Source organism: Pseudoalteromonas sp. NZS100 (assembly GCF_015864815.1).
Lineage (GTDB): Bacteria > Pseudomonadota > Gammaproteobacteria > Enterobacterales > Alteromonadaceae > Pseudoalteromonas > Pseudoalteromonas distincta.
Window position 1 is genome coordinate 1 of the sequence record NZ_JADYWM010000012.1, and the last position, 25,647, is coordinate 25,647.

Sequence of the window (25,647 nt, forward strand, 5' to 3'; positions counted from 1 at the left end):
CGAGCGGCCAAAGGGATCAGACTGTAAATCTGACGGCTCAGCCTTCGCTGGTTCGAATCCAGCTCCCTCCACCACTTCTCTACTATTCCTATATTCCTATATTCCTATATTCCTATATTCCTATATTCCTATATTCCTATATTCAGGTAACTTCAAAATACCCATTGTAAACTCATACTGTTTTTCTTTAGCCATGTTGATGATGCTTTATAATTAGGAAAAAAATGCTCAACGTGTTGCCAAAAAGCTTTACTGTGGTTTAAGTGACGTAAATGCGCTAACTCGTGGACAATCACATAATCAATAGCATGATAAGGCGCTCCGATTAAATGCAAATTAAATGTTAGCTCTCGCTTACTATTACAACTTCCCCACTTTCGCTTATAAATAGCTACTTTTAGACTCGTAGGTAATTCTTCACCCATTTGTGCGCAGAAGTACGCTAAACGCATTTCTATATATGCAGTTAGTTGCTCTTTTAAATATTCTTCAAGAAGTTGCTGATATTTTTGCGAAGTATTTTTAACGCGCGAAGAGTGTGTAATAAGCAAGCTGTCGTTACAGTTTAGTACTTCGGACTTAGTACCTTGCTTAAATTCTATGTTTACAATGCTATCAAAGATTAAAATTTGTTTGTCTTTGAGCGGGTTCTGTCTGCTATCAGCAATATTGTGCTGTTTAGTTAATTGAGCATTTACCCACACCTGCTTATCAAAAAGCCATTCTTGGATGTGTTTATTACTAACAAACTGAGGGGCATATACAGTCACCTTCTTGTTATGTACTTTAATGGCAACCGTTTTACGTTTTATACTTTTCTTTAACTGATATTCAAACACTTTCATACTCATTAATGATATTGCTACGAGAAAATTCACCAGCAATTAATAAAACCAAATAAAGTGTAATTTTCGCTTAGTTAAGCCAATTCATTAGTTTTCTTAAGGTTACTCGATAGAAACTTAAATATGACCATATAAATCTAACTTAGTCCTGTGACAGGCAATACATTAGAATAAAAAACACCAACTAAAAAACTAATTCCTGATAAATAAAAGAAAACTAAAAGTAATAAATTCGTTATTTTAATCACTTCATTGAATTAACAGTTTATTTATTAATTAATTAGATTAAACTTAATAAATAAAGATTATATTTTGAGCCATTATGTTATCAGCTTTTTTTATCACAGACCAAGATCCTAGCTTAATCATTAATGGCGTTTACGATCCTCTATTAGTTTCAATGTCATTGCTAATTGCTATTTTTGCAGCCTTTTTCACCATTCGACTTATAGATCTCGCAAAAGAAACTCAATTTCCTAGCTACCAACGTTTAGCAAATGTGACCGCTGCTACTGTTTTTTCGGCTGGTATTTGGAGTATGCACTTTATTGGTATGCTTGCCTTTTCACTGTGTACTAATATTGATTATGATCCAACAATCACTCTCCTTTCTTTTATACCAGCATTTATAGCATGTCAGTACGCTGTATCAATGCTAGTAAATAGTAAAGGGAATCTAAAAGTATTGTCGATTTGCTCCGTGTTACTAGGAGCTGGCATTGGCACTATGCATTATAGCGGCATGGCTGCAATGGATCTTGCTCCATTACTTAGATATGATCCATTGATATTTGCGTTATCAATCATTGTTGCTGTAGCCCTGTCCTTTATAGCCCTTTACAGTCGCTTTAATCTTGAGCGTTTTTTACCCTCTTTATCACCTCTTCAAAATAACTCAATTAGCGCTGTTATTTTAGGGTGTGCTGTTGCTGGTATGCACTACATGGGTATGGCCGCTACACGTTTTGTAGCTACATCGCCACTAATCTATGATGATGCTAATGCAACCGCAGGACTAACTTTTATTGCCATTGCAGTCGCCACAGCAACTATCGCGATTACAAGCGTGGTTGGTGTAATAAATGGTATGGTTCGCTATCGCATGCTACTTGAGGAGAAGTCGGCAAAAGAATCCCGTCTAAATGCTATTTTAGGTACCGCTATAGATGGCATTGTTACCATTGACCATGCTGGTATTATTTTAAGTTTTAATGAAGCCGCAAGTAAAATTTTTGGCTGGCAAGAAAACCAAGTTCAAGGCAAAAACGTAAAAATGCTAATGGACGATAACATTGCCAAGCACCACGACGAATACCTCTTAAATGCTCACAATGTTGATCTAGGTAAAATAATAGGCATAAACCGTGATGTATATGCAAAACACATGAGCGGACATGTTTTTCCTATTCGCTTAGGTATAGGCGAAGTAAATCAGCCGGGCCATAACCCTTTATATGTTGGCTTTATCACCGACTTGACCGAACAACGCGCTTTGCAGCAAAGTTTAGAAGAGAAAGAACAAAAATACCGCTCTCTTATCGATAACATGCCCGGAGTCGCGTTTAGATGCAAGTTTGATGACAACTGGACTATGTTATTTATTAGTCCAAATATAATTGAGCTTACAGGGTATAACCCAAATGAGTTTACAGAGCATTGTATCGAGTTTAATGACTTGGTCTTGAAATCAGACCAAAAACAAATAGTTGATGAAGTCACTAAAGCTGTTGATGCAAAGTCTCAATATTCTATTGAATACCGAATTAGACATAGAAATGGCAAAATTTTGTGGTTGTTAGATAAAGGGAGTATCGACTTTGATGCTCAAGGCAACCCAAAGTGGATTGATGGTGTTTTAGTCGATATTACTGAACGCAAAGAATATGAAGAAAAACTAGAGCAAGCTAAATTTAAAGCTGAAGAAGCTGCTCATGCAAAGCAATCTTTTATGGCTAATATGAGCCATGAAATACGCACCCCAATGAATTCTATAATAGGTTTTAGCGATCTATTAATGGACACCCCACTTGATCAAGAACAACAAAAGCACTTGGTTACCGTAAATAATGCAGCGCGTTCATTGCTAAGATTGTTAAATGAAATTCTTGACTCTGCAAAACTAGAACGCGGTAAGCTCACCATTGAGCCAGTCCACTTTAGCTTAAAACCAGTGATAGACAGTATTATTTCTACTTTTTGGCTAGAAGCTAAAAAGAAAGATTTAGAACTTAAACTCCATATTAAAGAATCAGTAAGTTCTACGTACTACGGCGACCCAGATCGACTTAGACAAGTACTCACTAATCTAATTGGTAACGCGATTAAGTTCACCGAAGAAGGCTCTGTTACGGTCACCGTTGGCATGACACAAAATCAGCATCTGTTTTTTGAAGTGCAAGATACCGGAATTGGTATTGCAAAAGATCGTATTCAAGCTGTATTTCAACCTTTTGAACAAGCCGACGGCACTACTACCCGCCGCTTTGGTGGTACAGGCCTTGGTACAACCATAAGTAAACAACTTGTAGAGCTTATGGGCGGAACAATAAACTTAGTAAGTGAGCTAGGTAAAGGCACCTGTTTTTACTTTTCATTGCCGCTTACTTTAGGTGACGAATCTAAAATAGATTATTTTGATGGTCTACACACCCAACTGCCTGCACTTAGAGTGCTAGTAGTTGATGATATAGAGCAAAATACAGAACTACTGTCTTTGCTTCTATCACGCGATCAGCATTCAGTTACCAAAGCGTCAAACGGACTTGAAGCGATTAAAGTATTTGAAGAGCAAGACTTTGATGTCATCTTAATGGATATACATATGCCATTGTGTGATGGCATACAAGCAGCACAAAAAATAAGAGCTATAGAAAACCAAAGGCAGCTTAAGTACACGCCAATTATCGCGCTCACAGCAAGCGTATTACAGCAAGATAAGCTTACGGCTAAAAAAGCAGGCATGAATGGCTTTGCCAATAAACCCGTCGATATAAATCAGCTTAACCAAGAAATAGCGCAAGTGCTGGGGCTTGGTATTGCAAAAGAAATGGTTATATCGCAAAGCGATCCTAAAGCGCAGCATATAGATTTTGAAAAAGGATTAGCACTTTGGGGTTCTAAGTGTAAGCAACTTACAGAGATTACTAAGTTTATTAGTGATAGTGATAAGCGGTTTGAGAGATTATTTAATGATAAATTATCAAACATAAAAGATGTCGATAGCCTCATTCACACACTCAAAGGTGTTGCTGGTAACTTAGGGCTAACAACGTTAATGAAGTTATTGACCGATTTAGAGCACAAGCAAAGTGATGCTAAAGTTATTAGTCTTTTAGACGATATCAAAAACGAACTACTTATTATAACGCAACTGCTGTCATCAAATACTTGCGATGAGCCAAATAGCAAGCCTGAAGGTAATAGCTCCGACACTCTATCAATAGATGAGATTAAGCAATTGTGTGAAACACTTCATCAAGATGCGCAAAACGCAGAATTAAATGATGAACTACTCGCAAAGTTGCAACGCGGCGCACCTTCTACCTTTCAAAATGAAGTTGATGCTATAGCCGAAGCCTTTGATGAATTTGATTTTGATAAAGCACACGTAATACTAGAAACCTTACTTGAAAAACTAACAAACAATGAGTATTAATTAATGGATTTTACGACAGATAGGCCACGGGTATTAATTGTTGACGATGAGCCTGCAAATCTAAAAGTAATGCGCGAAGTGTTAGGTAATCAATATCGTATGTCGTTTGCTAAATCGGGTGATGCCGCACTAGCACTACTTGAAAAAGAACTACCAAAGCTAATTTTGCTCGACATAATGATGCCAGATATGAATGGCTTTGAAGTATGCCAAATAGTTAAGAGAAATCCTAAAACATCACACATCCCAATTATTTTTGTAACTGCGCTTGGCGATGAAAGCGATGAATACAAAGGTTTTGAGTTAGGCGCAGTAGATTATATTACTAAACCAATAAGCCCTGCCATTGTAAGGGCAAGGGTTAATACTCACTTGTCGCTAGTACAAGCAGAGCAATTAAAGCAAGCTCATGTAGATTTAGTAGAACGTCTAGGCCGTGCAGCGGAATATAAAGACACCGACACGGGGGAACATATAGTGCGCATGAGCCAATACAGTAAAGTATTAGCGTTAGCACTAGGTATGGATGAACAACGTGCAGAACTTCTACGTCAAGCTGCCCCAATGCACGATGTAGGAAAAATAGGTATTCCTGACGCTATCCTACTCAAACCTGGAAAGTTAACCTCTGAAGAGTTTGATCATATGAAAGAACACGCCACCATTGGCGCGCAAATTTTAGCAAACTCATCATCTCCTTTACTACAACTTGCGCATACACTTGCAATTGAACACCACGAAAAATGGGATGGCTCAGGCTATCCTAACGGGATCAAAGGCGAAGAAATATCAGTTGAAGGTAGAATTGTTGCTATAGCTGACGTATTTGATGCACTTACCTCAAAACGCCCTTACAAAGAGGCTTGGAGCGTAGAGAAAACAGTTTTGCATATGCAAGAGCAAGCAGGAACTCATTTCGATCCCGCTCTAATCGAGCTATTAGTAAAAAACTTAGACGATATTATTGCTATAAAAAATGCAAATCAAGAAAGCTAATTCTTTTTAGCACTGTGAGAGCCAAGCTCAACATTTGGGTAACAAGATTTTATATAACGATAGTCATGTGACGTAATTTCATGGCTATTGCCACTTTCATCTTTAAAGTACATAGAAAACGTTAAACCATGATCTGCTAAAACTACTTTTATATTTAAACTCTCAAGATGAATACGCCATTGAATAAATTGATCCCCTGAGGCTAAAAATGCAATCCCTTTACTGCGCCCCTCTCCTTCAAACAATGCTAAACGAGTGGTTGAACAAGCATCTTCAAGCGTTAAAGGGCCTCGCCCATCCTCATCCCAAAAGGCAAGCTCTGGCACTACGCTAAAACCTAAAACCTGTTCATACCACTTAACGGCATTAGCTAAGTTATCAACATTTAAATGGCAATGATCAATGCCTGATAATTTCGGTATGCTTGTATTATTCACGTTACTCACCAATTTCTGACTTTAATTGCTCTAAAAACTCATGCATATACCTTGTTCGTCTATTCGCCTCTGCTTTAGCTGATGGGGTATTCATACTATCGGCAATATGTAATAACTTTATGAAAAAGTGATCAAGCGTGTATGTTTTATCATCAGCCTCGCGTTCAACACAAAAAGGGTCATTTGGGTTATATAATAACCGAGAAATTGAGCCACCAACCTTCATGCACCGGCTAACGCCAATAGCGCCCAATGCATCCATTCTGTCGGCATCTTGTACTATTTGCGCTTCAACTGTTTTAATTTTTATATTTGCGCTGAAGCTATGTGCTGCAATTGCATGATGAATCTCATCAAAAAGTGACTCGTCATAATTAATCGATTTTAAAAATTCCAATGCCTTATCAGCTGCCATAGTAGAGGCTTTTGCACGATCAGGGTGGTTTTTAGCCACCGCCACACAGTCGTGCATCCACGCTGCAGGTAATACTACTGACATGTTTGCCTGCTCCGCATTACATAACTGTATTGCAACGCGCACCACTCGCTCTATATGAGTAATGTCATGAGCAACATCGGCATGCACTAAAGAGGCGATAAACCCTCTACATTGTGAGTTAAGTATTTCTAAATCAGGGCTTAAAGCGACGTCAGACAAAGTTAGGTTCCAAAAAGCTAATTAATCAATGAATTATCCGTACTTTACCGTGCTTTATGCCCCCCTTGCAAAACATTCATTGTATGTTGCTCCTTGCTTGACTAAAATACAGCGCTTATTTATTACTACTGAGAAGCCTTATGTCATCTGCCGTTTACCTACAAGCTGGTCGCGATAAATCATTAAAAAGAAAACACCCTTGGTTATTTTCAAAAGCCATCAAAAAAATTAAAGGTAAACCAGGATTAGGCGACACAGTAACGATTCACGATAGCGAAGGTAAGTTTTTAGCAACTGCTGCGTATAGCCCTCACTCACAAATTCGTGCACGTGTTTGGAGCTTTGACGAAAAAGAAGTCATCGATCAACACTTTTTTGAACGCCGTTTACGTCGCTCATTAGAAGCCCGTAGTCAAGTTATTGAAGAAGGCGGATTAACAGGGTTTCGCTTATGTGCTGCTGAGTCTGATTACTTACCAGGCGTTACAATCGATAAGTTTGATAACGTGTTAGTGTGTCAGCTATTAAGCGCCGGTGCCGAGCGCCATAAAGGCGAGATTGTAGGCGCATTGATGTCTATTTTCCCCGGCTCTAGCATATATGAGCGTTCTGACGTAGATGTACGTACTAAAGAAGGCTTAGAGCCAATAAAAGGCGCTCTTTGGGGTAACGAACCAAAAGAGCCTGTGCTTATTGAAGAAAACGGCTTAAAAATCGAAGTTGATATAATTGAAGGTCACAAAACAGGATTTTACTTAGATCAGCGTGACAGCCGTGCTGCACTTGAGCGCTTCTCAAAAGGTAAAACTGTCCTTAACTGCTTTAGTTACACAGGTACATTCTCGTTGTATGCCCTGCGTGGTGGATGTGAGCATGTAACTAACGTAGATGTATCGCAACCCGCTTTAGATACAGCAAAGCGTAATGTTGAGCATAATAACTTAGATTTAAACAAAGTGAGCTTTGTTAAGCAGGATGTATTTAAATTATTACGCCAATACCGCGACGAAGGTAGACAGTTTGATACCATCGTAATGGACCCACCAAAATTTGCTGATAATAAAGCGCAGTTAACGGGCGCGTGTCGTGGCTATAAAGATATCAACATGATTGCCATGCAAATACTAAAACCAGGTGGAACACTATTAACATTCTCATGCTCTGGTTTAATGGAACAAAACTTGTTTCAAAAAGTAGTAGCCGATGCAGCACTTGACGCAGGTAAAGACCTACTGATAATGGAGAGATTAAACCAGGCAGCCGATCATCCAATTGCTGGCAGCTACCCTGAAGGCTTTTACTTAAAAGGCTTAATCTGTAAGGTTTTTTAATATCAACTATTGAATTTAACTGAATTCGATTTAGTTAAACTGAATGATTTCAAGACCTGCTGTTACCGTGCCATCATCTTCTTTGCTGGCACGTATTACTTTTGCTGTTGCATTTAAAGGCGCAATACTTGGATGAGTCGAATCAATGTTCACCGTCAGTAAGGTATTCGGTTCAAGCAATTCATCTAAATGAATTGATAAACCTGTTGCACTTAAATCCACGCACTCTGCGGCAAAACTTAAACCCGCTATTGGTTCTATCGTTGTTAAATTTGCAGGAGTGTTAATCTGCATGCGTCTAAAATTTCGCTTATCATCAGTAAACATATGTTACCTCTAAACAACCGTGTTAATTTCTTCCAACAAAGCACCCACTGAAAATGGCTTTACAACATACGCGTTACAACCAGCATCAAACCCTGCTTGTTTTTCAGATGGGGACTCTAGGCCCGATACCATAACAACAGGAATATTTTTTGTTTCAGGTGTGTGCTTTAGCATTCGGCATGTATCATAACCATCAAGACCAGGCATACAAACATCAAGCAAAATTATATCTGGCGGACTCGCAATTGCTGACGCAAGGCAGCTTTGCCCTGAATCTGCGTAACTAACATCAAATTTCGACGCTAGTGCGGCTTTGAGCATTTCAAAATTAAAATACTCGTCATCTACCACTAAAAGTCGCTTTGTTTTATGTTCAATCGATGAGGACATAACTATGTCGCTTCCTTTTCAAAACAAAAATAAATCCTTCTATTAAGGTACTAAGCTTAATAGAAAATGCAAGTTTTATTCTATCTCTTTTATCGCATTAAGTACCCGCTTGGCTGAAATTGGGTAAGGCGTTCCTAGTGTTTGAGCAAATAGCGACACTCTAAGCTCCTGTTGCATCCAAAAAATAGCGGTTACCTCTTGTGGTATAGGCAACCCTTTAGGCGTTTTATTAACTACTTTTTTATACTCTTGCGCAACTTTATCTAGCTCTAGTACGCATAACCTATCACGATTTGGATCCACTGGCAGCTTTTCTAAACGTTTTTGAATCGCTTTTAAATAACGAATTAAATCCGCTATTTTATCTGCGCCATGTGCGCTCACAAAACCTTTAAATATAAGTGACTCAAGCTGTGACTTAATATCGCCGTGCGCGGTTATCATGGTTAAATCAACGCGCCCTTTCATTTTTTTATGCAGCGCATGAGCAATACTTAATACTTGCTCAACTTGCGTTGCAATCGATACAACGGCATCGCCCAGCTCACCGCGTATTTGCTCTTTTACTGTTTCAAATGCTTTTTCGTCGCGTATATCACCGTGTTTTACTAATAAGCTATCAACACCTGCGGCAATACAGTCATCAATTAAATCAGCTATTTTACCAAATGGGTTAAAGTACAAACCCAGCTTTGCCTTATTCGGTAAGTTTTGTTGTAAGTACTTAATTGGCGATGGCACATTTAATAGTACTAAACGGCGCAAACCTTGTTGATGAGCTTGCTGCGCTTTTGCTTCGCTATCAAAAAGCTCCACTGCAGCGGCTGATTTTTTATCCACCAGCGCAGGGTATGCTTTTATCTCATATTGACCTTGCTTTTTAACGTATGAAGCGGGTAACTCACCAAAATCCCATTGTGTTAGGTCTGACTTTTCAATGCCTTTATCGGCTACTTTAGACAGTGTTTCGGTTACTTCACCTTGCAGCTCTGCTTTGAGCTTGGCTAAATCAAGTCCTCGTGCAAGTAACTTATCGCTCTCATCACGTACTTCAAACTGTAATCGTAAATGCGGTGCTAATGCACTTAAATCCCATGCCTCGGGATCAACCCTCACACCTGTCATTCTTAATAAACGCGTGGCTAAAGCATCAATTAAGCTACCTTGCATTGGCTCAATAGCTGCCAGCACCGCATCAGCATAGTTTGGTGCTGGCACAAAATTACGACGAAGCGATTTAGGCAATGACTTTATAAGCCCACTTATTAGCTCATGCCGAAATGCTGGTATGTGCCAGTCAAAACCACTTTCTTGTACTTGATTTAAAAGCGCTACTGGTATTTGTACCGCAACGCCATCAACTGCTTGGCCTGGGTCGAAATGATAAGCAAGCGGCAATATAATATTGTCTTGCTGCCATGTGTCAGGGTAGTCAAACTCAGTGATATTACTTGCACCATGCTGCATTAGCTCTTCACGAGTCATGTGTAGGTAATGCTTATTTTGTTGTTTTTGTGTTTTATACCATTTTAAAAATGCAGCGCGGTTATTAATTTCTTTGGGTATTTTTTTATCGTAAAACTCAAATAACGTTTGCTCATCAACTAAAATATCACGACGACGTGACTTATTTTCCAGAACTTGAATATCTTCTATTAGCTCACGGTTAAACGCTAAAAAGCCCTCGTTTAAGCCCAGTTCTTGCTCAACTAATGCAGTGCGCACAAAAAGCTCTCGACTCACTTTAGGGTCTATGTTGCTATAAACACAGCGGCGTTTATTTACAACAAGTAAGCCGTATAAAGTTTGCTGTTCAAACGCGATTACCGCACCTGGCTTTTTCTCCCAATGAGGTTCTGTGTAACTACGTTTAACTAAGTGCTGTGCTAATGGTTCTACCCAGTTAATGTCTATTTTTGCATTTGTGCGGGCATATAATTTACTGGTTTCTACCAGCTCTGCCGACATAATCCATTTAGGGCTCTTTTTAAATAAACCTGAACCCGGAAAAATATGAAACTGACTATTACGTGCACCTTTGTATATTTGCTTCTCATCTTTAAAGCCAATGTGGCTCAGCATTCCACTTAGTAACGCTTTGTGAACGAGTTCGCCATCAGCCGCTTGGCTGGTTGCTTTCATGCCCATTTCGTTACACACAGTACTTATTTGATAAACAATATCTTGCCACTCACGCAGGCGCATATAGGCTAAGAAGTCTTTTTGACACAGCTTTCTAAACTGGCCGTTAGTCAGCTCGCTTTGCTGCTCTTCTAGGTAATTCCATAAGTTTAAAAAAGCGATAAAATCAGAATCTGGATCATCAAAACGACCGTGCTTTTCATTGGCAGCCGCACGTTTTTCCTGTGGGCGTTCACGTGGGTCTTGAATAGACAACGCCGCCACAATAATAATCACTTCACGCAATGCGCCAAGTTTATGGGCTGTTAGCACCATTTTTGCTAAACGTGGGTCAACGGGTAATCGACTAAGCTCCCTGCCCGATTGAGTTAGGCTGGTTTTACTATCGCGTTTAGCTGGTTTTACCGCTTGTAGCTCTTCAAGCAATGTTAGGCCATCATTAATATTGCGGCTGTCTGGCGCTTGTACAAACGGAAATTGCGCCATATCACCAAGCCCTAGCGCCAACATTTGTAAAATAACAGATGCAAGATTAGTACGTAGTATTTCAGGGTCGGTAAACTCTGGGCGCGATAAAAAATCATCCTCAGAGTACAACCTAATACAAATACCCGCTTCAACACGTCCACAACGACCCATACGCTGATTAGCACTTGCTTGTGATATAGGCTCTATTGGTAGGCGCTGTACTTTTGTACGATAGCTGTAGCGACTTATACGCGCAGTACCTGGGTCTATTACATAACGAATACCCGGCACGGTTAATGATGTTTCGGCTACGTTAGTCGATAAAATAATATGACGACGAGAATGCGGCGCAAATATACGGTTTTGCTCTGCGTTAGATAAACGCGAATAAAGTGGCAATACATCGGTGTGTTTTAAATTACGCTTGCTAAGTGCATCTGCGGTATCGCGTATTTCACGCTCACCATTTAAAAATATGAGAATATCGCCAGGGCCTTCAGTGCACAGCTCATCAACGGCATCAAAAATACCTTGTAGCTGATCGCCCTCCGCTTCCATATCATCTTTATTAATATCAGTAATAGGGTTGTAGCGCACATCAACAGGGAAAGTACGACCCGATACTTCTATAATGGGCGCATCATCAAAGTGCTTTGAAAAGCGCTCAGGATCAATAGTCGCTGAGGTAATTATTATTTTTAAATCAGGGCGTTTTGGAAGCAGGTTTTTTAAGTAACCTAAAATAAAATCAATATTTAAACTACGCTCATGCGCTTCATCAATAATAATCGTGTCGTATTGATTTAAAAAACGGTCTTGCTGAATTTCAGCCAGCAAAATACCGTCGGTCATTAATTTAATATACGTATTATTAGATACCTGATCGCTAAAACGAATTTTAAAGCCAACTTGCTGACCAAGTTCACACTTCATTTCTTCAGCAATACGATTAGCCACCGTTCGTGCTGCTAATCGACGTGGTTGCGTATGACCAATTAAACCATCAACACCGCGACCAAGCTCTAAACACATTTTAGGTATTTGCGTTGTTTTACCTGAGCCCGTCTCACCGGCAATAATAACCACTTGGTTATTTGCAATGGCGTCTTTAATTAATTCCTTTTTTTGACTTACCGGCAATTGCTCAGGGTAAGTCACTTTAGGGAGGCCAGCTAAGCGTTTATCGCGTAATTCTTGGCTACGGGTTATATCAGCCGCTATTTTTTCAAGCGCGTTGGCATGCTTGTTTTCATCCGTTATTTTTTTTACGCCATGTAAGCGTTTTTTGAAAATGAATTGATCTTTTTTTAAGCACGTTTTTAGCTCGCCAAACAACTGACCTAGGTTTACCACCCGCATACCTTATAAAATTAGTTAAAGAGCCGTAATTGTATCAAATTAAACGGCTGGGGTTAATCCTACAAAATGCATAACGCGGGGTTGTTTGTTATATAAACGCTGCTATTGAACTAAACTGTGAATAATAAATTTATTTTAAACAATTATTTTCAGGGCTAACTACATTGAATAAATTAAATGACGTTGGCTTATTCGTCACTAAAAATGCCCACGTAGGTCGCTTGGGTATTCGATTTACTTGCCCGATACATGCCAGAGGTATTAAACGGTAAGCTAATATTACCCTTTGTATCAATAATAATTACGCCACCCGTGCCACCAATAGGCTTAAGCACACCGTTTATAACTTCATCCCCAGCTTCGGCTATGCTTTTACCTTGGTACTTAACTCGCGCACATATATCGCTCGCTACATTATAGCGAATAAAGTATTCACCATGCCCTGTTGCCGATACCGCGCACGATTCATTTTCAGCAAATGTTCCGGCCCCAATTACCGGCGCATCCCCCACACGACCATAACGTTTTGCGGTCATACCACCTGTTGATGTACCTGCCGCTAAATTACCATTTTTATCAAGCGCCACTGCGCCAACCGTGCCCATTTTGTAAGAGTTAGGTAATGCTTTGTGCGCGGCTTGGTACTCTTTACTGGTTGCTTTGGCTTTATCTAATTTTTGTTTTGCTTTTAAAAGCGCTTTGTAACGAGGCTCGGTATCAAATAAGTTATTTTCGACAAGCTCAACACCTTGCTCTTTAGCAAACTCTTCAGCGCCTTGCCCACTAAGCATTACGTGTACAGAGTTATCCATTACCAAACGCGCTAAGTTAATTGGGCTCTCAATATGCTTTACACCCGCAACTGCGCCTGCTTCACGGTTTCGACCATCCATTATGGATGCATCAAGCTCATGCCCGCCATCGTAGGTGTATACCGCTCCACGCCCTGCATTAAAATAAGGGGATTGCTCTAATACTGCAATTGCTGCAGTCACCGCATCTAAACTTTCACCGCCTTGGTGTAATACTTTATAACCTGTCTCTACTGCTTGCGTTAATTTTGCCCGATACTCTTTTTCTTGAGCGGGTGTAAATCGTGCTTTTTCAATTGTCCCTGCCCCACCATGAATCGCAATGGCAAAAGGAGTCTCTGCAGCTAATGCACTATTGCTTAAAGCAACAAGGCTGCTCGCAAAAATGGCTAATAATGGTGTTTTCATAATGAGTTCTTTTATGGGGAAGTTATAAACTAATGTGAATGGTTACGGACTTAATTTCAACTAAAGTGAGTTTAATGGCATAAAAAAAGCGCCTTAAGGCGCTTTTTAAAATTTTACGTGTTTGTAATACCAATTTTATTAAAAACATGGTCATTCTAGCGTATTAAATAGCTCACTAACTACGTTGAAAATTATTTATATAGAACAACTATGTATCATAATTTTAGCCTTGTTATTGAGCCATTTTCTTATCGCTATAATAGATCACTAATTTAATGCAATTGGTATAATTAAGCTTGTTTAGCTTTTAAACGCGCTAAACGTGCTACTTGGTGAGTAGACGTTAAGAACGAGTAAATTGGTGCTAAGTAACCACGTTTACGAAGCTCTAAGAAATCAGCATCGCTTAACTCATTTAGTTTTTTCTCATCGATAAGGTAAATACCGTTGATGTCTTTTTTCTCGCCTTTAATGTCTACTGTTAGCGTTTGCGCAATTAGTAGCTCTTTATCAGCAAGGAATTTAGTGAACGCTTCAGTTACTTGAGAAAACTCAATAAATGATACTAGCGCTTCTTTACGACGTTTTAGGTAATCTGTTTCTTCGCCGTTTTCAAATAATGCATTACCTTCGTCTTCACCAACAAGCGCACTTGCTTCGTCAATTACGATACCGTATTGATCTTGATCTGGGTGTTTAACTAAACCCAGTGGGTAACGAGTAGATGCCATAGGTGCAAATGCTGCAGTCCATTTACCATCTTCTACAAAAAGGTTTTCGCCTGGCTCTAAGCCAAACATAGCAACTGCTTGAAAAGTGCCTGTTTCGTTATTTTTAACGAATGACATTGGAAACTCGTTTGCTACACGTGCAAACTCATGTGCAACTACTGGCACTAAGTGTTGAGTTTTCATGAATTCTACGTTGATGCCGTTTTGAATTTTAGTGTTGGCATGTTTTTCGTTGTGTAAAGGCTGTACTTGTTGCTCCGCCATGTTACTGCTCCGTTTATTTTAATTTATATGTTTCATTGTTAATGCCTTTAGGCTAATGCTTTTGAGCTAAAAAAGGAAGGGAAACTTTTATGACAACAACCATGAAAAAATAAAATTTAACTAAATCTGAACGTTGCTAAAAAACATACAGCTCAAACTCATAAACTTTGTTCAAAAACAACACACTTCGTGGTTGATTTTAATACAAACCAAAGTTATTCATTAACATTGGTTAACAGTTCAAAGCTATTTTTTTGCAGTGTTTAGGCTTAAATTTAAGCAAATAAAAAAGGCCGCTTATATAAGCGACCTTTAAAAGTTAAATTGGCATCTAAATTAAGGCGCCCAATATACTTCAATATTAATACTTGGATGGTTAAGCACAGCGCGTAGTGGCATGTCATTAACATCGCCGCCCGCTTTTGCTTGCTTATAAACAGCGAGTTTTTCTTCACCGCTAATTAAAAGCTTAACCACTTTAGATTGCGCAATGGCATTTAACGTAAGCGTCATTCGCTCAGTAATACTACCCGTCACATCACTTTGTATCGCATTAATTGCACATACTGTTTGCTCAGTTGTTAAACCATGCGCTAAACCGTCTGCATTTGGGAATAACGACGCTGTATGGCCATCTGGGCCCATACCTAAAATAGTTACATCATATGGGCTTTTTAGCTCGCTATAAGCCGCTTCACACTCTTGTGCGCCCTGTTGAGCCGTTGCTGCAGTGTTCTTCATAGTAATAAAGTTTGCAGCACTACCATGATTTTGTAATAAAGTACTTTTAATAAATGCTTCATTACTTTTTTCATGACTTGGGTCTACCCAACGCTCATCAACCATAGCAACATCAACATGTTGCCAATCTAAATCAAGCGTTGATAAATGCTTATAAGCGGGCGCAGGAGACGAGCCGCCCGACACCATTAATACAGCACGGCCATCGTTTTTAATGCCATCACGTAATGATTGCTCAAGCGTTGCAGAAAGCTCAGCTGTTAACGCGTCTTTATCATCAAAAAACTTTTCAACTAGTGTTGCCATGCTTATACCTTATCGCCTGTGTTAAACCATACATGATTGTTTTCTGCCAATAATTCATCAGCATCATCAGGTCCCCAGCTACCAGCACGGTAAAGCGCAGGCTTGCCTTTGTCTTGCCAACGGTCGATGATTGGATCAATCCACTTCCACGCTTGACGAACTTCATCACGGTGAATAAATAACGACGGGTTATCAGCAGCGGCATCAAGCATTAAACGCTTGTACGCATCTGAGTGGAAACCATTGCTGTAAGCTTGTGAAAGCTCAATATTCATTGTTACTGGCTCAAGTTGCATTTGAAGATTATCAAGGCGCTTAGACATAAGCGTTAGTTGAATTGTTTCCTCTGGCTGCAAACGAATAACAAGACGATTTGGCTCGATATTACCCACGTTATCTTCGTAGATATTGTGAGATACTTTTTTGTATTCAACCACAATTTCTGCACAGCGCTTAGCCATACGTTTACCCGTACGAAGGTAAAATGGAACACCTGCCCAGCGCCAGTTATCAATATGCGCGCGAATAGCTACAAACGTTTCTGTTTTACTAGAACCTTCATTTAGCTCTTCTAAGTAACCCGGTACAATTTTACCGTTTAAGTCACCTGGTACGTATTGACCACGAACAATATTTTCATCAACATCACCATCTACAAGCGGGCGAAGTGCTTCTAATACTTTTAGTTTTTCGTTACGAATGCTGTTAGCGTTTAGCTTATTAGGCGACTCCATTGCAACTAAGCAAAGTAGTTGTAATAAGTGGTTTTGAACCATGTCACGAAGTGCACCGGCTTTATCATAAAAACCAGCGCGGCTTTCAAGACCAACCGTTTCTGACAAGCTAATTTGAATATTATCAATAGATTTAGCATCCCACATATTTTCAAACAATGAGTTTGAAAAACGCAGCGCCATTAAGTTTTGTACTGTTTCTTTACCTAAGTAATGGTCAATACGGAAAATTTGTTCTTCATTAAAAAACTCTGCAATTTTTCCATTAATTGCTTCAGCAGAATCACCGCAATAACCAATTGGCTTTTCAACAACAACGCGTGATGTAGGTGTAATTAAACCTTTAGTCGATAATATTTCACAACATGTGCCGTAAACAGCAGGCGGAAGCGATAAGTAAAACACACGAGACTTAGTACTTTCGTGCTCATCTAAAATGCCTTTTAGCACATCCCAGTTGTCGTCTGCTTCTGTAACATTACTTACCACTGGCACTAAAAAAGTAGAAAACGCTTTCCAATCTTTAGCGTTAAACTCACCTTTGCTTAAAAATTCTTGTAATGCTTTATGCGCTGTTTCTATGTATTCAGCACGTTTCGATTCTTCGCGCACTGTTGGTAGGATACGTGAGCCTTCAGGTAAGTTACCTTCTTGATATGCTCTGTACATTGCAGGTAGCAATTTGCGTAACGCAAGATCACCACCGCCCCCAAAAATTATAATATCAAAAGGATTAAGCATAGTTACTCTCTACGTTGTGATACCCAGTACATTTGGTAAATGCGCGGGTATGCCTATTTATTGCTAGATTAGATGGCTTTTATAGCTGTATTTAAATAAAAGCCTGCTGAATTGTTCTGTATCGATGATTTATTATTATTGTTTATCATTGCGCTTATTAAATGAGCCTTAGGGGCCCTGTATCTCCTCTCACAAAAATACAGACCCTAAGCACTCCAGCGCTACCCGTTCAAAGGTACTCGGTTTACTTACTTGCGTAAGCGAATTTTTTACTGCGTACGGTTTTGTTTGTAGTATGCCATTAAGCCGTTTGTAGAACTATCATGAGCGTGTTTCACGCTATCATCAGTAAGTTCACTCTCAATTTTAGATGCTAAACCTTTACCTAGCTCTACACCCCATTGGTCAAACGAACATATTTCTAAAATAATGCCTTGGCAAAATATCTTATGCTCATACAGTGCAATTAAACGGCCCACTGTTTTAGCATCTACTGTATCTAATAGCATAGACGTTGTAGGACGATTGCCTTGATGAATTTTATGATTTAATAACTCATCAATCTCTGCTTGCGATTTACCCTTAGCAGTTAAATCAGCTGTAACTTGCGCTGCATCTACACCACTCATCATCGCCTCTGTTTGTGCAAAGAAGTTCGATAATAAAATATCGTGATGCTTATCAACATTCACTTGTGGCTTAACTGATGCAATAAAATCTGCAGGTACAATTACATTACCTTGGTGTAAACACTGATAAAATGCGTGCTGGCCATTAATACCCGTCATGCCCCAAATAATTGGAACCGTAGTATAAGGTACCGTTTCGCCTGCAAAGTTAACGTGTTTACCGTTACTTTCCATTTCGCCTTGCTGTAAATACGCAGGCAACATATGCAGTGCTTGATCGTACGGTAATATAGCTTGCGCTGTATAACCTAAAAAGCTCGTATTCCATACACTAAGCAATGCCATAATTAATGGTATATTTTGCTCAAACGGCGCAGATTTAAAGTGCTCGTCTATTTCAAACGCACCTTCTAAAATTGCTTCAAAGGCGTCGTACCCTAAATATAAAGCAATTGGTAAGCCTATCGCACTCCAAAGTGAAAAGCGACCACCAACCCAATCCCACATAGTGAATACGTTTTCGTCGCTGATACCAAAGGCTGCCGTTTTTTCTAAATTTGTACTTACTGCAACAAAATGCTTTGCAATTGTACTTTCATCTTTTGTTGTTTGTAAAAACCAGTCAACCGCCGTTTTTGCGTTTGTCATGGTTTCTGACGTCGTAAATGTTTTTGACGAAATAACAAATAATGTTGTTTCAGGGTCAATGGCTTTTAATATAGACGAAATTTGTACACCGTCAGCATTAGATACGTAGTGAACATTTAACGTATCATCAGCAAGTGCTTTTAATGCCTCAGTTGCCATTTGTGGTCCAAGGTTAGAGCCACCAACACCAATACTTACAACATCTTTTACCGCTTTGCCGGTATAGCCTAACCATTTACCGCTACGAACTTTTTCTACAAACACTTTAATTTTAGCTAACTCGTTGTCTACGGCTTGTGTCACGTTTTCGCCATCAACAATTAATGGAGTGTGAGCACGATTACGAAGTGCCGTATGCAAAACTGAGCGATCCTCAGTGATATTTATTTTTTCACCGCTAAACATTTTATCGCGCCACGATGCAATATCGCATTCTTTAGCAAGCGATATTAAGTTAGCAAAAACATCGTTATCAATAAGTTGCTTAGAATAGTCGAATAATACGCCTGGTACTTGAGTAGAAAACTCAGAAAAGCGCGTGTCATCTTGTGCAAATAACGTTTTTAGATGTGTTTGTTTCATCTTAGCTGCACTTTGTTCTAGTGCTTGCCAACTTGCTAGTTGCGTTCGGTTAGACATGGAAATATCCTCTATTTTTTTCAATCAATTGATTTAAAAATGTTTTTTATAAAAGCAAAACTCTTAATACTACTTATTCACACTAAATTAAAGCGCAAATAGTATAACTAAAAATGCAAAAAAAGTGCTGTTTTTATAATTTTATGTGCAGATGATAACGCAATTTTTAGCTTTTGACACCGGTATCATAAAAATTTTATAAATTAATTTACCTGTAATTTTAAAGGCAACGGCATAGCTTAATCAATCAAAATGAAATATTAATGAATTTTTATAAGCGCTGCTAATTACTTTTCATAGTTATTCACTAATTACTGTAATTGTTTGCCTTGCAAACAAATAAACCTTAAAAACAAAAAATCGGCTATAAAGCCGATTTTGTATAAATTACAATCTTTGCTTAATTACTAAGCGCTAGCCCACCACTTAGGTTATAAACAGTTTTGTACCCTAGCTGCATTAAATTGCTCGCAGCAATCTTTGAGCGGTTACCACTGCGGCATAATAAAATATATTTGTTATTTTTACTTAACTGCCCTTCAAATACCGCATTTGCCATTCTGCTAAGCGGTATATTTAATGTTTTTTCATCAAGTGTATTAAATAACTGAGCAACATTATTTGCTCCATGTTCATACGGCTCCCGAGTATCTATTAAATACACATCGCTGGTGTTTAACATTGCTTTAGCGTCATCAAAATTTAATTGCTGTGTATCAATCTCAGGCAATGCATTTACATAACCACACAATTGCGTGTTATTTACTTGCTTTGAAGCGTCGTACTGCTGCTTTTGTATTGTAAATTCATCAACTGAAATACTGCCGCTTACTAACGCATTGAGTAATGGCGTTTGGTTTTGTTGTACAACCCAGTTCATGGCAAAACATTGTTGGTAGTCGTGCCCTGAGCAAATAATGCTGGTGCTATTAAGTTGCTCGCTTATTGCTAAAATAGAGCGTGCCATTGCTTTTGCATCCCCACCTATAAGCGATGTATTGCCAAGCCCTGCAGGCAAAATTAAATCACCACAAAAACAATAACGCGTTTCGCCATTACTATTTTTTAATAAATAACTTACGCTATCTTTGCTGTGCCCAGGTGTCGATATTTTTTCAAGTACGTCATTTGCTAAGCTAATACTTTCTGCATTTAGTGGCCAACCTAAAGCATCAACCTCACCTTTTACAACTCTTGATGCAAGAACGCTGGTTAATAAATTAGTCGCTGACTCTCGCTCTTGATGCAGATGAGTATTAAGCACCGCTGATATAGTTAAGTTTTGTGTATTGGCTATTTTTTCAAAGCGCGGAATAAGCTCAACAATCGGGTCTATTATAACTGCGCGCTTATCATCGCTTACATAAAGCCAACTACATGCTCCTTGGTGCCTAAACTGAGTAAGGCCAAGTGCGCACACTTCTTGTTGTGGTGTAGTGCTATCAGATACAATTAAACAGTTAGCCTGAAGTATTGCTTTAAGAGCGCGAATACGCACACAAGCATCATCAATATCGTGTTGTGTTGCAGCAGGTCCAAACGATAGCCTAATCGCATTTTCACTTTGCCACTTACTTGCACCCATTGCATCTAAAACAAAACTTGTTGATGCGCCTGTACTACAAGCCGAGCCACCACTTACGCGAATGCCCGCAGCATCAAATAAATCAATCACTTCTTTGCTCGTTAAATCGTTTACCGCAAAGTTAAGTGTGGTAGGCACGCTATAAGCAAAATCATGATTAAATGTAATATCGCCAAAGGTGTCTTTTATCGCGCTTTGTAACTGGCTTCGATAAGAGTTTAGTGTGCTAATTGGTTTAAATGTATCGTCTGATTTATCAAGCAACATACTAAATAGTTTGTTTAACCCTGCAATACCGGGTAGATTTTCGGTGCCTGAACGCATTCCACTTTCTTGACCGCCACCCGCTATAAAAGGTGTGTACGCACTGCCACTACGAATATATAAAAAGCCAATACCTTTAGGTGCGTAAAGCTTATGCCCCGAAAAAGGAGCGTAATCAATAGTTGTATTACTCAGTGCGAGCGCTTGTTTACCGAGTGCCTGTACGCAATCCACCATCCACGATACATTTTTGTTACGGCTACGGATCACCTGCTCTATAGCGGGTAAATCTTGATATACACCGGTTTCGTTATTAACGGCCATGGTGCAAATCATCAAAGCGTTATTAATATGCTCTGCGATAAAATCTAAATCTAAAATACCGTTGCTATCAACCGGAATAGCAAGCACCTGAGCATTAACATCAAGTACGCTATTCCAGTGCTTGAGTGTATTTGGCACCGCTTTATGCTCAGTAGCGCCATATAATAATACAGGGTTTTTAATAGACTGCTTTTTAGCATTAATTAATGTAGAAACCACCGCAGTTTGAATACCCTCCGTTGCACCAGAGGTAAATAGGATATCGCCATTAGTTGCGCCGATAACCGTACGTGCCTTTTGACGTGTTTGTTCTAATAAATGCTTGGCTTGAATACCTGTGATGTGCGGGCTTGAAGGATTACCAAAACATATTTGCATGGTATGAGAAACAACATCAGCAATACAAGGCAACACAGGGGTCGTTGCATTTGCATCAAGGTAAACTTGTTTTACTGGCTCATCGTGCAATAAAAACTCAGACATTAAAAAACGCACCTTATTACTAAAAAATATATCTTATTACCAATAGTACATAAATTTACAGGTAATGAGTAATAATCAATTAGCACTAGAGGTGCGTTTACTATGCTTTTTTAAACTAAAAGTCTGTTTGCTTAACTATTCACTGAGCTCTTTGCTGATCTCTTCGTGCGTTGACGACCAAGCTGTTATTAGCGCTTTTACTAATGAGGCCAACGGGATGGCAAAAAATACGCCCCAAAACCCCCATAAACCACCAAAAAATAATACCGCGACAATTATAAATACCGGATTTAAATCAACTGCCTCAGAAAACAACAGCGGTACAAGTACATTGCCATCAAGCGCCTGAATAATTCCATAAATAATTAAAATGGTCCAAAACTGCGTTTCTAATCCAAACTGAAACAGTGCAACTGCCGCTACCGGAATAGTGACGAGTGCCGCGCCAATAAATGGAATTAATACCGAAAAGCCAACAAGCACACCAAGTAAAGCTGCATAGCGCAAATCTAAAACAGTAAATGCAATGAAAGACACACCACCAACAATTAAAATTTCGAATACTTTACCGCGAATGTAATTCATAATTTGTTGGTTCATTTCGTTCCACACTTGTAAAATCAAGCGCCGTTGCTGCGGGATCAGTTTAGCTATACTCCCTGTCAGCTCCAGCTTATCTTTAAGCATAAAAAACACCAGTAACGGCACAAGCACCAAATATATAAGCCAAGCAACAACATCTTTTAAAGACGTAAGTGAAAACGATAATACCGCTTGACCAAACTCAATAATTTTAGCTTCTACGGTTGCAACAATTGCTTGTACTTGTTCTATATTAATTAAACTTGGGTATTGTTCAGGTAAAGCCATTAAATAAGACTTCCCCTGCTCTAGCATATGCGGTGTTTCTTGCACTAAGTTACTGGTTTGCTTCCAAAGCACTGGGCCAATAACTAAAATAAGGGTGAGCATAATGCTAATAAATATCAACATTACAATAATTGTTGCAGTAAAACGTTTTAAGCCAACACGCTCTAAATGAACAACCGGCCAATCTAGTAAATAAGCGATAACCAGTGCAACAAGCACAGGAACAATTAACGCGCCAAAAAAGTAAAGTAAGGCAACTGATACCAATAATAAAAATAATAAGGTAGACGAATGAGGATCCGAGAACTTCCTTTCGTACCATGTTTTTACGTATTCAAACATGTAATGGCTCCACTAATAACAACCCACGTTGTTTATCAAAATTGTAACTATAAGCATTTTTTTGCAAAAAACGTTCAATGTCGTTCGCACTTTCACCTTTATTAAGACTAAAAGTGATGCGTTGTTTTGATGATTGCGCACTTCGAAGCGCAAGCTTGAACTGCACAAATTGCTGAGGACACTTAAACTCTTTTAAATCGCGCTCTACCATAACTACTTTATCCGTATAGTAAATGAATAATAAGTCGCATATTTACGGTCTACGTATTTATATACTCAAACCGTTGTAACTTTTTGTTAAAACAATTCCTGCAATAGTTTATCCTTATAACATAACTAGCAGTAAGGATAAGTTAATGCCTGGCACGCATAATAAAGCGCAACTACCAAGTAATCCAACACTCAAAGAGATTAATTGGTTTAAAAAGCAGATTAATTGGGGCGAACTACCTCCTTTTTATCACCTTGTTGCCTCATCAATAAGCGAATCAGAAGGAATTTTAGATCATGGGTTCGACAATGCAGTTAAACAACTTTTAGATAAACGCAATTGGAACTTAGATTTATTAGAAGGCTATGAAGATAACTTAGGTGAAATACATACCAAACATAAGCCACGTATTGCGCTGCACCAAGTATTTACCGACAGAGGCTTTGAGCTATGGGCACAGCCTTATGCTAAAGATGTTATTGTTGATCAATACATAAAAAATAATCGCTTTATGGAGTTTAGAGTGTGGGACCCACATTCAATGAAAAACTTGATCAGAATAAGTCAGTTACATAAGTTTATTGGCTTTTATTTTGAACGAGGCGACAAAGCAGATAAAGCCATTATTTTACATGCACACAAAGTAGTACATAAAATTATTACTTTTTTGCAGCGAGAATTGAACGTTGTAAAGCTTGATGGAGTCACAATAAAAGAACTATACCAATTGTGCGAAAAAGACAGCCGTGCAAGCAGTGACGAAATAGACATAGCCAAAATTGCAATTGGCGAACAAATTAACAAGGAATAAAATGCAGCTAAAATCAGCATTTATCACTTTATGCAGTGCCGCGCTTACGTTTAGCTTATTAATAAGCGAACCTTTAAAAGCGCAAACCAATTTTACACTTCCTGATTTAGGAACATCTGCATTACAAGCACTGCCACTCGAAAAAGAACAAGCCATTGGCGAAGTAATGATGATGCAAATACGAGGTTCATCGCCAGTAATAAATGACCCAGTGCTTGATGAATACCTCACGACTATTGGCCGTAAACTTGTTGCTAATGCTAATGACGTGCGCTTTCCGTTTTCGTTTTTTTGGATAAATAACTCAGAAATAAATGCGTTTGCATTTTATGGCGGGCATGTAGGTGTACACACCGGGTTAATAGCGCAAGCCGATAACGAGAGCCAGTTTGCCTCAGTGCTTGGTCACGAAATTGCTCACGTAACACAGCGCCACTTAGCACGAAGAATACAACAACAACAAGATAACAGCGCGCTGACTATTGCCGGTATGATAGCCGGAATATTAGCAACCGTTGTTGCACCAGATGCGGGTATTGCGATTATATCTGCCAGCCAAACACAATCTGCTTTTAGTCAGTTAACGCATAGTCGCTCAGCCGAGCAAGAAGCTGACCGCATAGGCATGCAAACGCTTAACAATGCAGGCTTTGATGCTCGTGCATCGAGCGAATTTTTAACTAAACTTGCCGCGCAAATTCGTTATAAATATAAACCACCTGCGTTTTTACTTACTCACCCATTACCAGAGAGTCGTGTATCAGATGTACGTTTGCGTGCAGAGCAATTTCCTGTGCGTCATATGAGTGCCAGTCTTGAGTTTAATTTAGCTAAAAGCCGCGTGCTTGCGCGCTACGACAACAAACCAGAAAACGCCGAAGACCTATTTAGAAAACGACTACGCGAAAATAGCTACGATAACACCGCTTTAAAGTACGGTTTAGCTATTAGCTTACTTGATCAAAAAAAGCTTGATGAAGCAGCCCCAATACTAGATGAGCTTTTAAAAAACGATCCTAAAAACCTATTTTATATAGATACCCATACCGATTTACTCATCGCGCAAAAAAAGGCAGATGAAGCCGTAAAATTTTTAGCTGATTTAAATCAGTATCGCCCTAATAATCAGGTGATTACGCTTAACTATGCCAACGCAGCACTTGAAGCTGAGCAATATGAACTAGCCGAAAATATTTTGAAGAGTTTTTTACTCGAAAAGCCAGATCATAACCTAGGCAAGCAACTTCTTGCTGATGCGTATAAAAAACAAGATAAATTAGCCTCATATCACGAAGCGAACGCCGATGTATTGGCTCAATATGGTGCTTATTTAAAAGCCGCAGACGAAGTACAAAAAGCACTTAACTTCGTAGAGCCAACCGAACTTGTAAAGCAACAACGTTTAAAAGCACTACTTACCCAGTATCGACTTTTACAAAAAGAGCTTGCAAGACTTTAAGTCTGCAAGCGCTTACCCTAAAATAGACGCAATTCAC

General features: G+C 39.1%; 19 protein-coding genes. 5 read left to right on the forward strand and 14 right to left on the reverse strand.

The features are described from left to right. Window positions 1–152: 152 nt before the first annotated feature. Window positions 153–851, reverse strand: coding sequence for a M48 family metallopeptidase (locus I6E69_RS13005; RefSeq protein WP_002961435.1), 699 nt, complete (start codon window positions 849–851; stop codon window positions 153–155). 316 nt (window positions 852–1,167) lie between these two features. On the opposite strand from I6E69_RS13005, the gene I6E69_RS13010 reads away from it, so the two are divergent. Next, window positions 1,168–4,500, forward strand: a complete 3,333-nt coding sequence (locus I6E69_RS13010) for an MHYT domain-containing protein (protein WP_197121402.1) — start codon at window positions 1,168–1,170, stop codon at window positions 4,498–4,500. A gap of 3 nt (window positions 4,501–4,503) precedes the next feature. Continuing rightward, the gene (locus I6E69_RS13015; RefSeq protein WP_002961438.1) at window positions 4,504–5,496 is read left to right on the forward strand and encodes a two-component system response regulator; all 993 of its coding nucleotides are present in this window, start codon (window positions 4,504–4,506) and stop codon (window positions 5,494–5,496) included. Here the strand turns inward: I6E69_RS13015 and I6E69_RS13020 are convergent. Together I6E69_RS13020 and I6E69_RS13025 are read right to left on the reverse strand one after the other, a co-directional pair. Continuing rightward, window positions 5,493–5,933 carry a VOC family protein gene (locus I6E69_RS13020; RefSeq protein WP_197121403.1) on the reverse strand — a complete coding sequence of 147 codons (441 nt, stop codon included), beginning with the start codon at window positions 5,931–5,933 and terminating at the stop codon, window positions 5,493–5,495. The two genes, I6E69_RS13015 and I6E69_RS13020, sit on opposite strands and share 4 nt — an antisense overlap. A gap of 1 nt (window position 5,934) precedes the next feature. Next, window positions 5,935–6,591 carry an HD domain-containing protein gene (locus I6E69_RS13025; RefSeq protein ID WP_039487345.1) on the reverse strand — a complete coding sequence of 219 codons (657 nt, stop codon included), beginning with the start codon at window positions 6,589–6,591 and terminating at the stop codon, window positions 5,935–5,937. 140 nt (window positions 6,592–6,731) lie between these two features. Between I6E69_RS13025 and I6E69_RS13030 the strand changes: the two genes are divergently transcribed. Then, the gene (locus I6E69_RS13030; protein WP_002961441.1) at window positions 6,732–7,922 is read left to right on the forward strand and encodes a class I SAM-dependent methyltransferase; all 1,191 of its coding nucleotides are present in this window, start codon (window positions 6,732–6,734) and stop codon (window positions 7,920–7,922) included. A gap of 30 nt (window positions 7,923–7,952) precedes the next feature. On the opposite strand, the gene I6E69_RS13035 is transcribed toward I6E69_RS13030, so the two are convergent. The 11 genes from I6E69_RS13035 to I6E69_RS13085 all read right to left on the reverse strand — a co-directional run bounded on the left by I6E69_RS13035 (window position 7,953) and on the right by I6E69_RS13085 (window position 23,340). Next, a complete protein-coding gene (locus I6E69_RS13035; RefSeq protein WP_007581065.1) occupies window positions 7,953–8,249 on the reverse strand; it encodes a PilZ domain-containing protein in 297 nt (98 codons plus the stop codon). Window positions 8,250–8,258: 9 nt separating this feature from the next. Further along, a complete protein-coding gene (locus I6E69_RS13040; protein ID WP_024597850.1) occupies window positions 8,259–8,639 on the reverse strand; it encodes a PleD family two-component system response regulator in 381 nt (126 codons plus the stop codon). Between the two features lie 75 nt (window positions 8,640–8,714). Then, a complete protein-coding gene (gene hrpA, locus I6E69_RS13045) occupies window positions 8,715–12,602 on the reverse strand; it encodes an ATP-dependent RNA helicase HrpA (RefSeq protein ID WP_197121404.1) in 3,888 nt (1,295 codons plus the stop codon). A gap of 194 nt (window positions 12,603–12,796) precedes the next feature. After that, a complete protein-coding gene (locus I6E69_RS13050) occupies window positions 12,797–13,828 on the reverse strand; it encodes an isoaspartyl peptidase/L-asparaginase family protein (protein WP_197121405.1) in 1,032 nt (343 codons plus the stop codon). A 290-nt stretch (window positions 13,829–14,118) separates the two neighbouring features. After that, on the reverse strand, window positions 14,119–14,823 hold the full coding sequence (locus tag I6E69_RS13055) for a SapC family protein (RefSeq protein ID WP_024597622.1): 705 nt from the start codon (window positions 14,821–14,823) through the stop codon (window positions 14,119–14,121). A 336-nt stretch (window positions 14,824–15,159) separates the two neighbouring features. Next, on the reverse strand, window positions 15,160–15,870 hold the full coding sequence (gene pgl / locus I6E69_RS13060; protein WP_197121406.1) for a 6-phosphogluconolactonase: 711 nt from the start codon (window positions 15,868–15,870) through the stop codon (window positions 15,160–15,162). A gap of 2 nt (window positions 15,871–15,872) precedes the next feature. Beyond that, window positions 15,873–17,345: a glucose-6-phosphate dehydrogenase gene (zwf, locus tag I6E69_RS13065; protein ID WP_024597624.1), complete on the reverse strand. Its 1,473-nt coding sequence runs from the start codon at window positions 17,343–17,345 to the stop codon at window positions 15,873–15,875. 269 nt (window positions 17,346–17,614) lie between these two features. Next, window positions 17,615–19,261, reverse strand: a complete 1,647-nt coding sequence (gene pgi, locus I6E69_RS13070; protein ID WP_197121407.1) for a glucose-6-phosphate isomerase — start codon at window positions 19,259–19,261, stop codon at window positions 17,615–17,617. Window positions 19,262–19,661: 400 nt separating this feature from the next. Then, window positions 19,662–21,917 (reverse strand): aminotransferase class V-fold PLP-dependent enzyme, encoded by a 2,256-nt coding sequence (locus I6E69_RS13075; protein ID WP_197121408.1) that lies wholly within the window; start codon window positions 21,915–21,917, stop codon window positions 19,662–19,664. 135 nt (window positions 21,918–22,052) lie between these two features. Next, window positions 22,053–23,129: an AI-2E family transporter gene (locus tag I6E69_RS13080; RefSeq protein WP_024606584.1), complete on the reverse strand. Its 1,077-nt coding sequence runs from the start codon at window positions 23,127–23,129 to the stop codon at window positions 22,053–22,055. Continuing rightward, window positions 23,122–23,340 (reverse strand): sulfurtransferase TusA family protein, encoded by a 219-nt coding sequence (locus I6E69_RS13085; RefSeq protein ID WP_002961455.1) that lies wholly within the window; start codon window positions 23,338–23,340, stop codon window positions 23,122–23,124. The genes I6E69_RS13080 and I6E69_RS13085 overlap by 8 nt, the downstream gene beginning before the upstream one ends. 145 nt (window positions 23,341–23,485) lie before the next feature. Here I6E69_RS13085 and I6E69_RS13090 point away from each other — a divergent pair, with 145 nt between their 5' ends. Both I6E69_RS13090 and I6E69_RS13095 read left to right on the forward strand, forming a co-directional pair. Continuing rightward, entirely contained in the window at window positions 23,486–24,151 is a 666-nt protein-coding gene (locus I6E69_RS13090) for a hypothetical protein (RefSeq protein WP_024597628.1), read from the forward strand. A 1-nt stretch (window position 24,152) separates the two neighbouring features. After that, on the forward strand, window positions 24,153–25,610 hold the full coding sequence (locus I6E69_RS13095; RefSeq protein ID WP_039487326.1) for a M48 family metalloprotease: 1,458 nt from the start codon (window positions 24,153–24,155) through the stop codon (window positions 25,608–25,610). Window positions 25,611–25,647 lie beyond the last annotated feature (37 nt).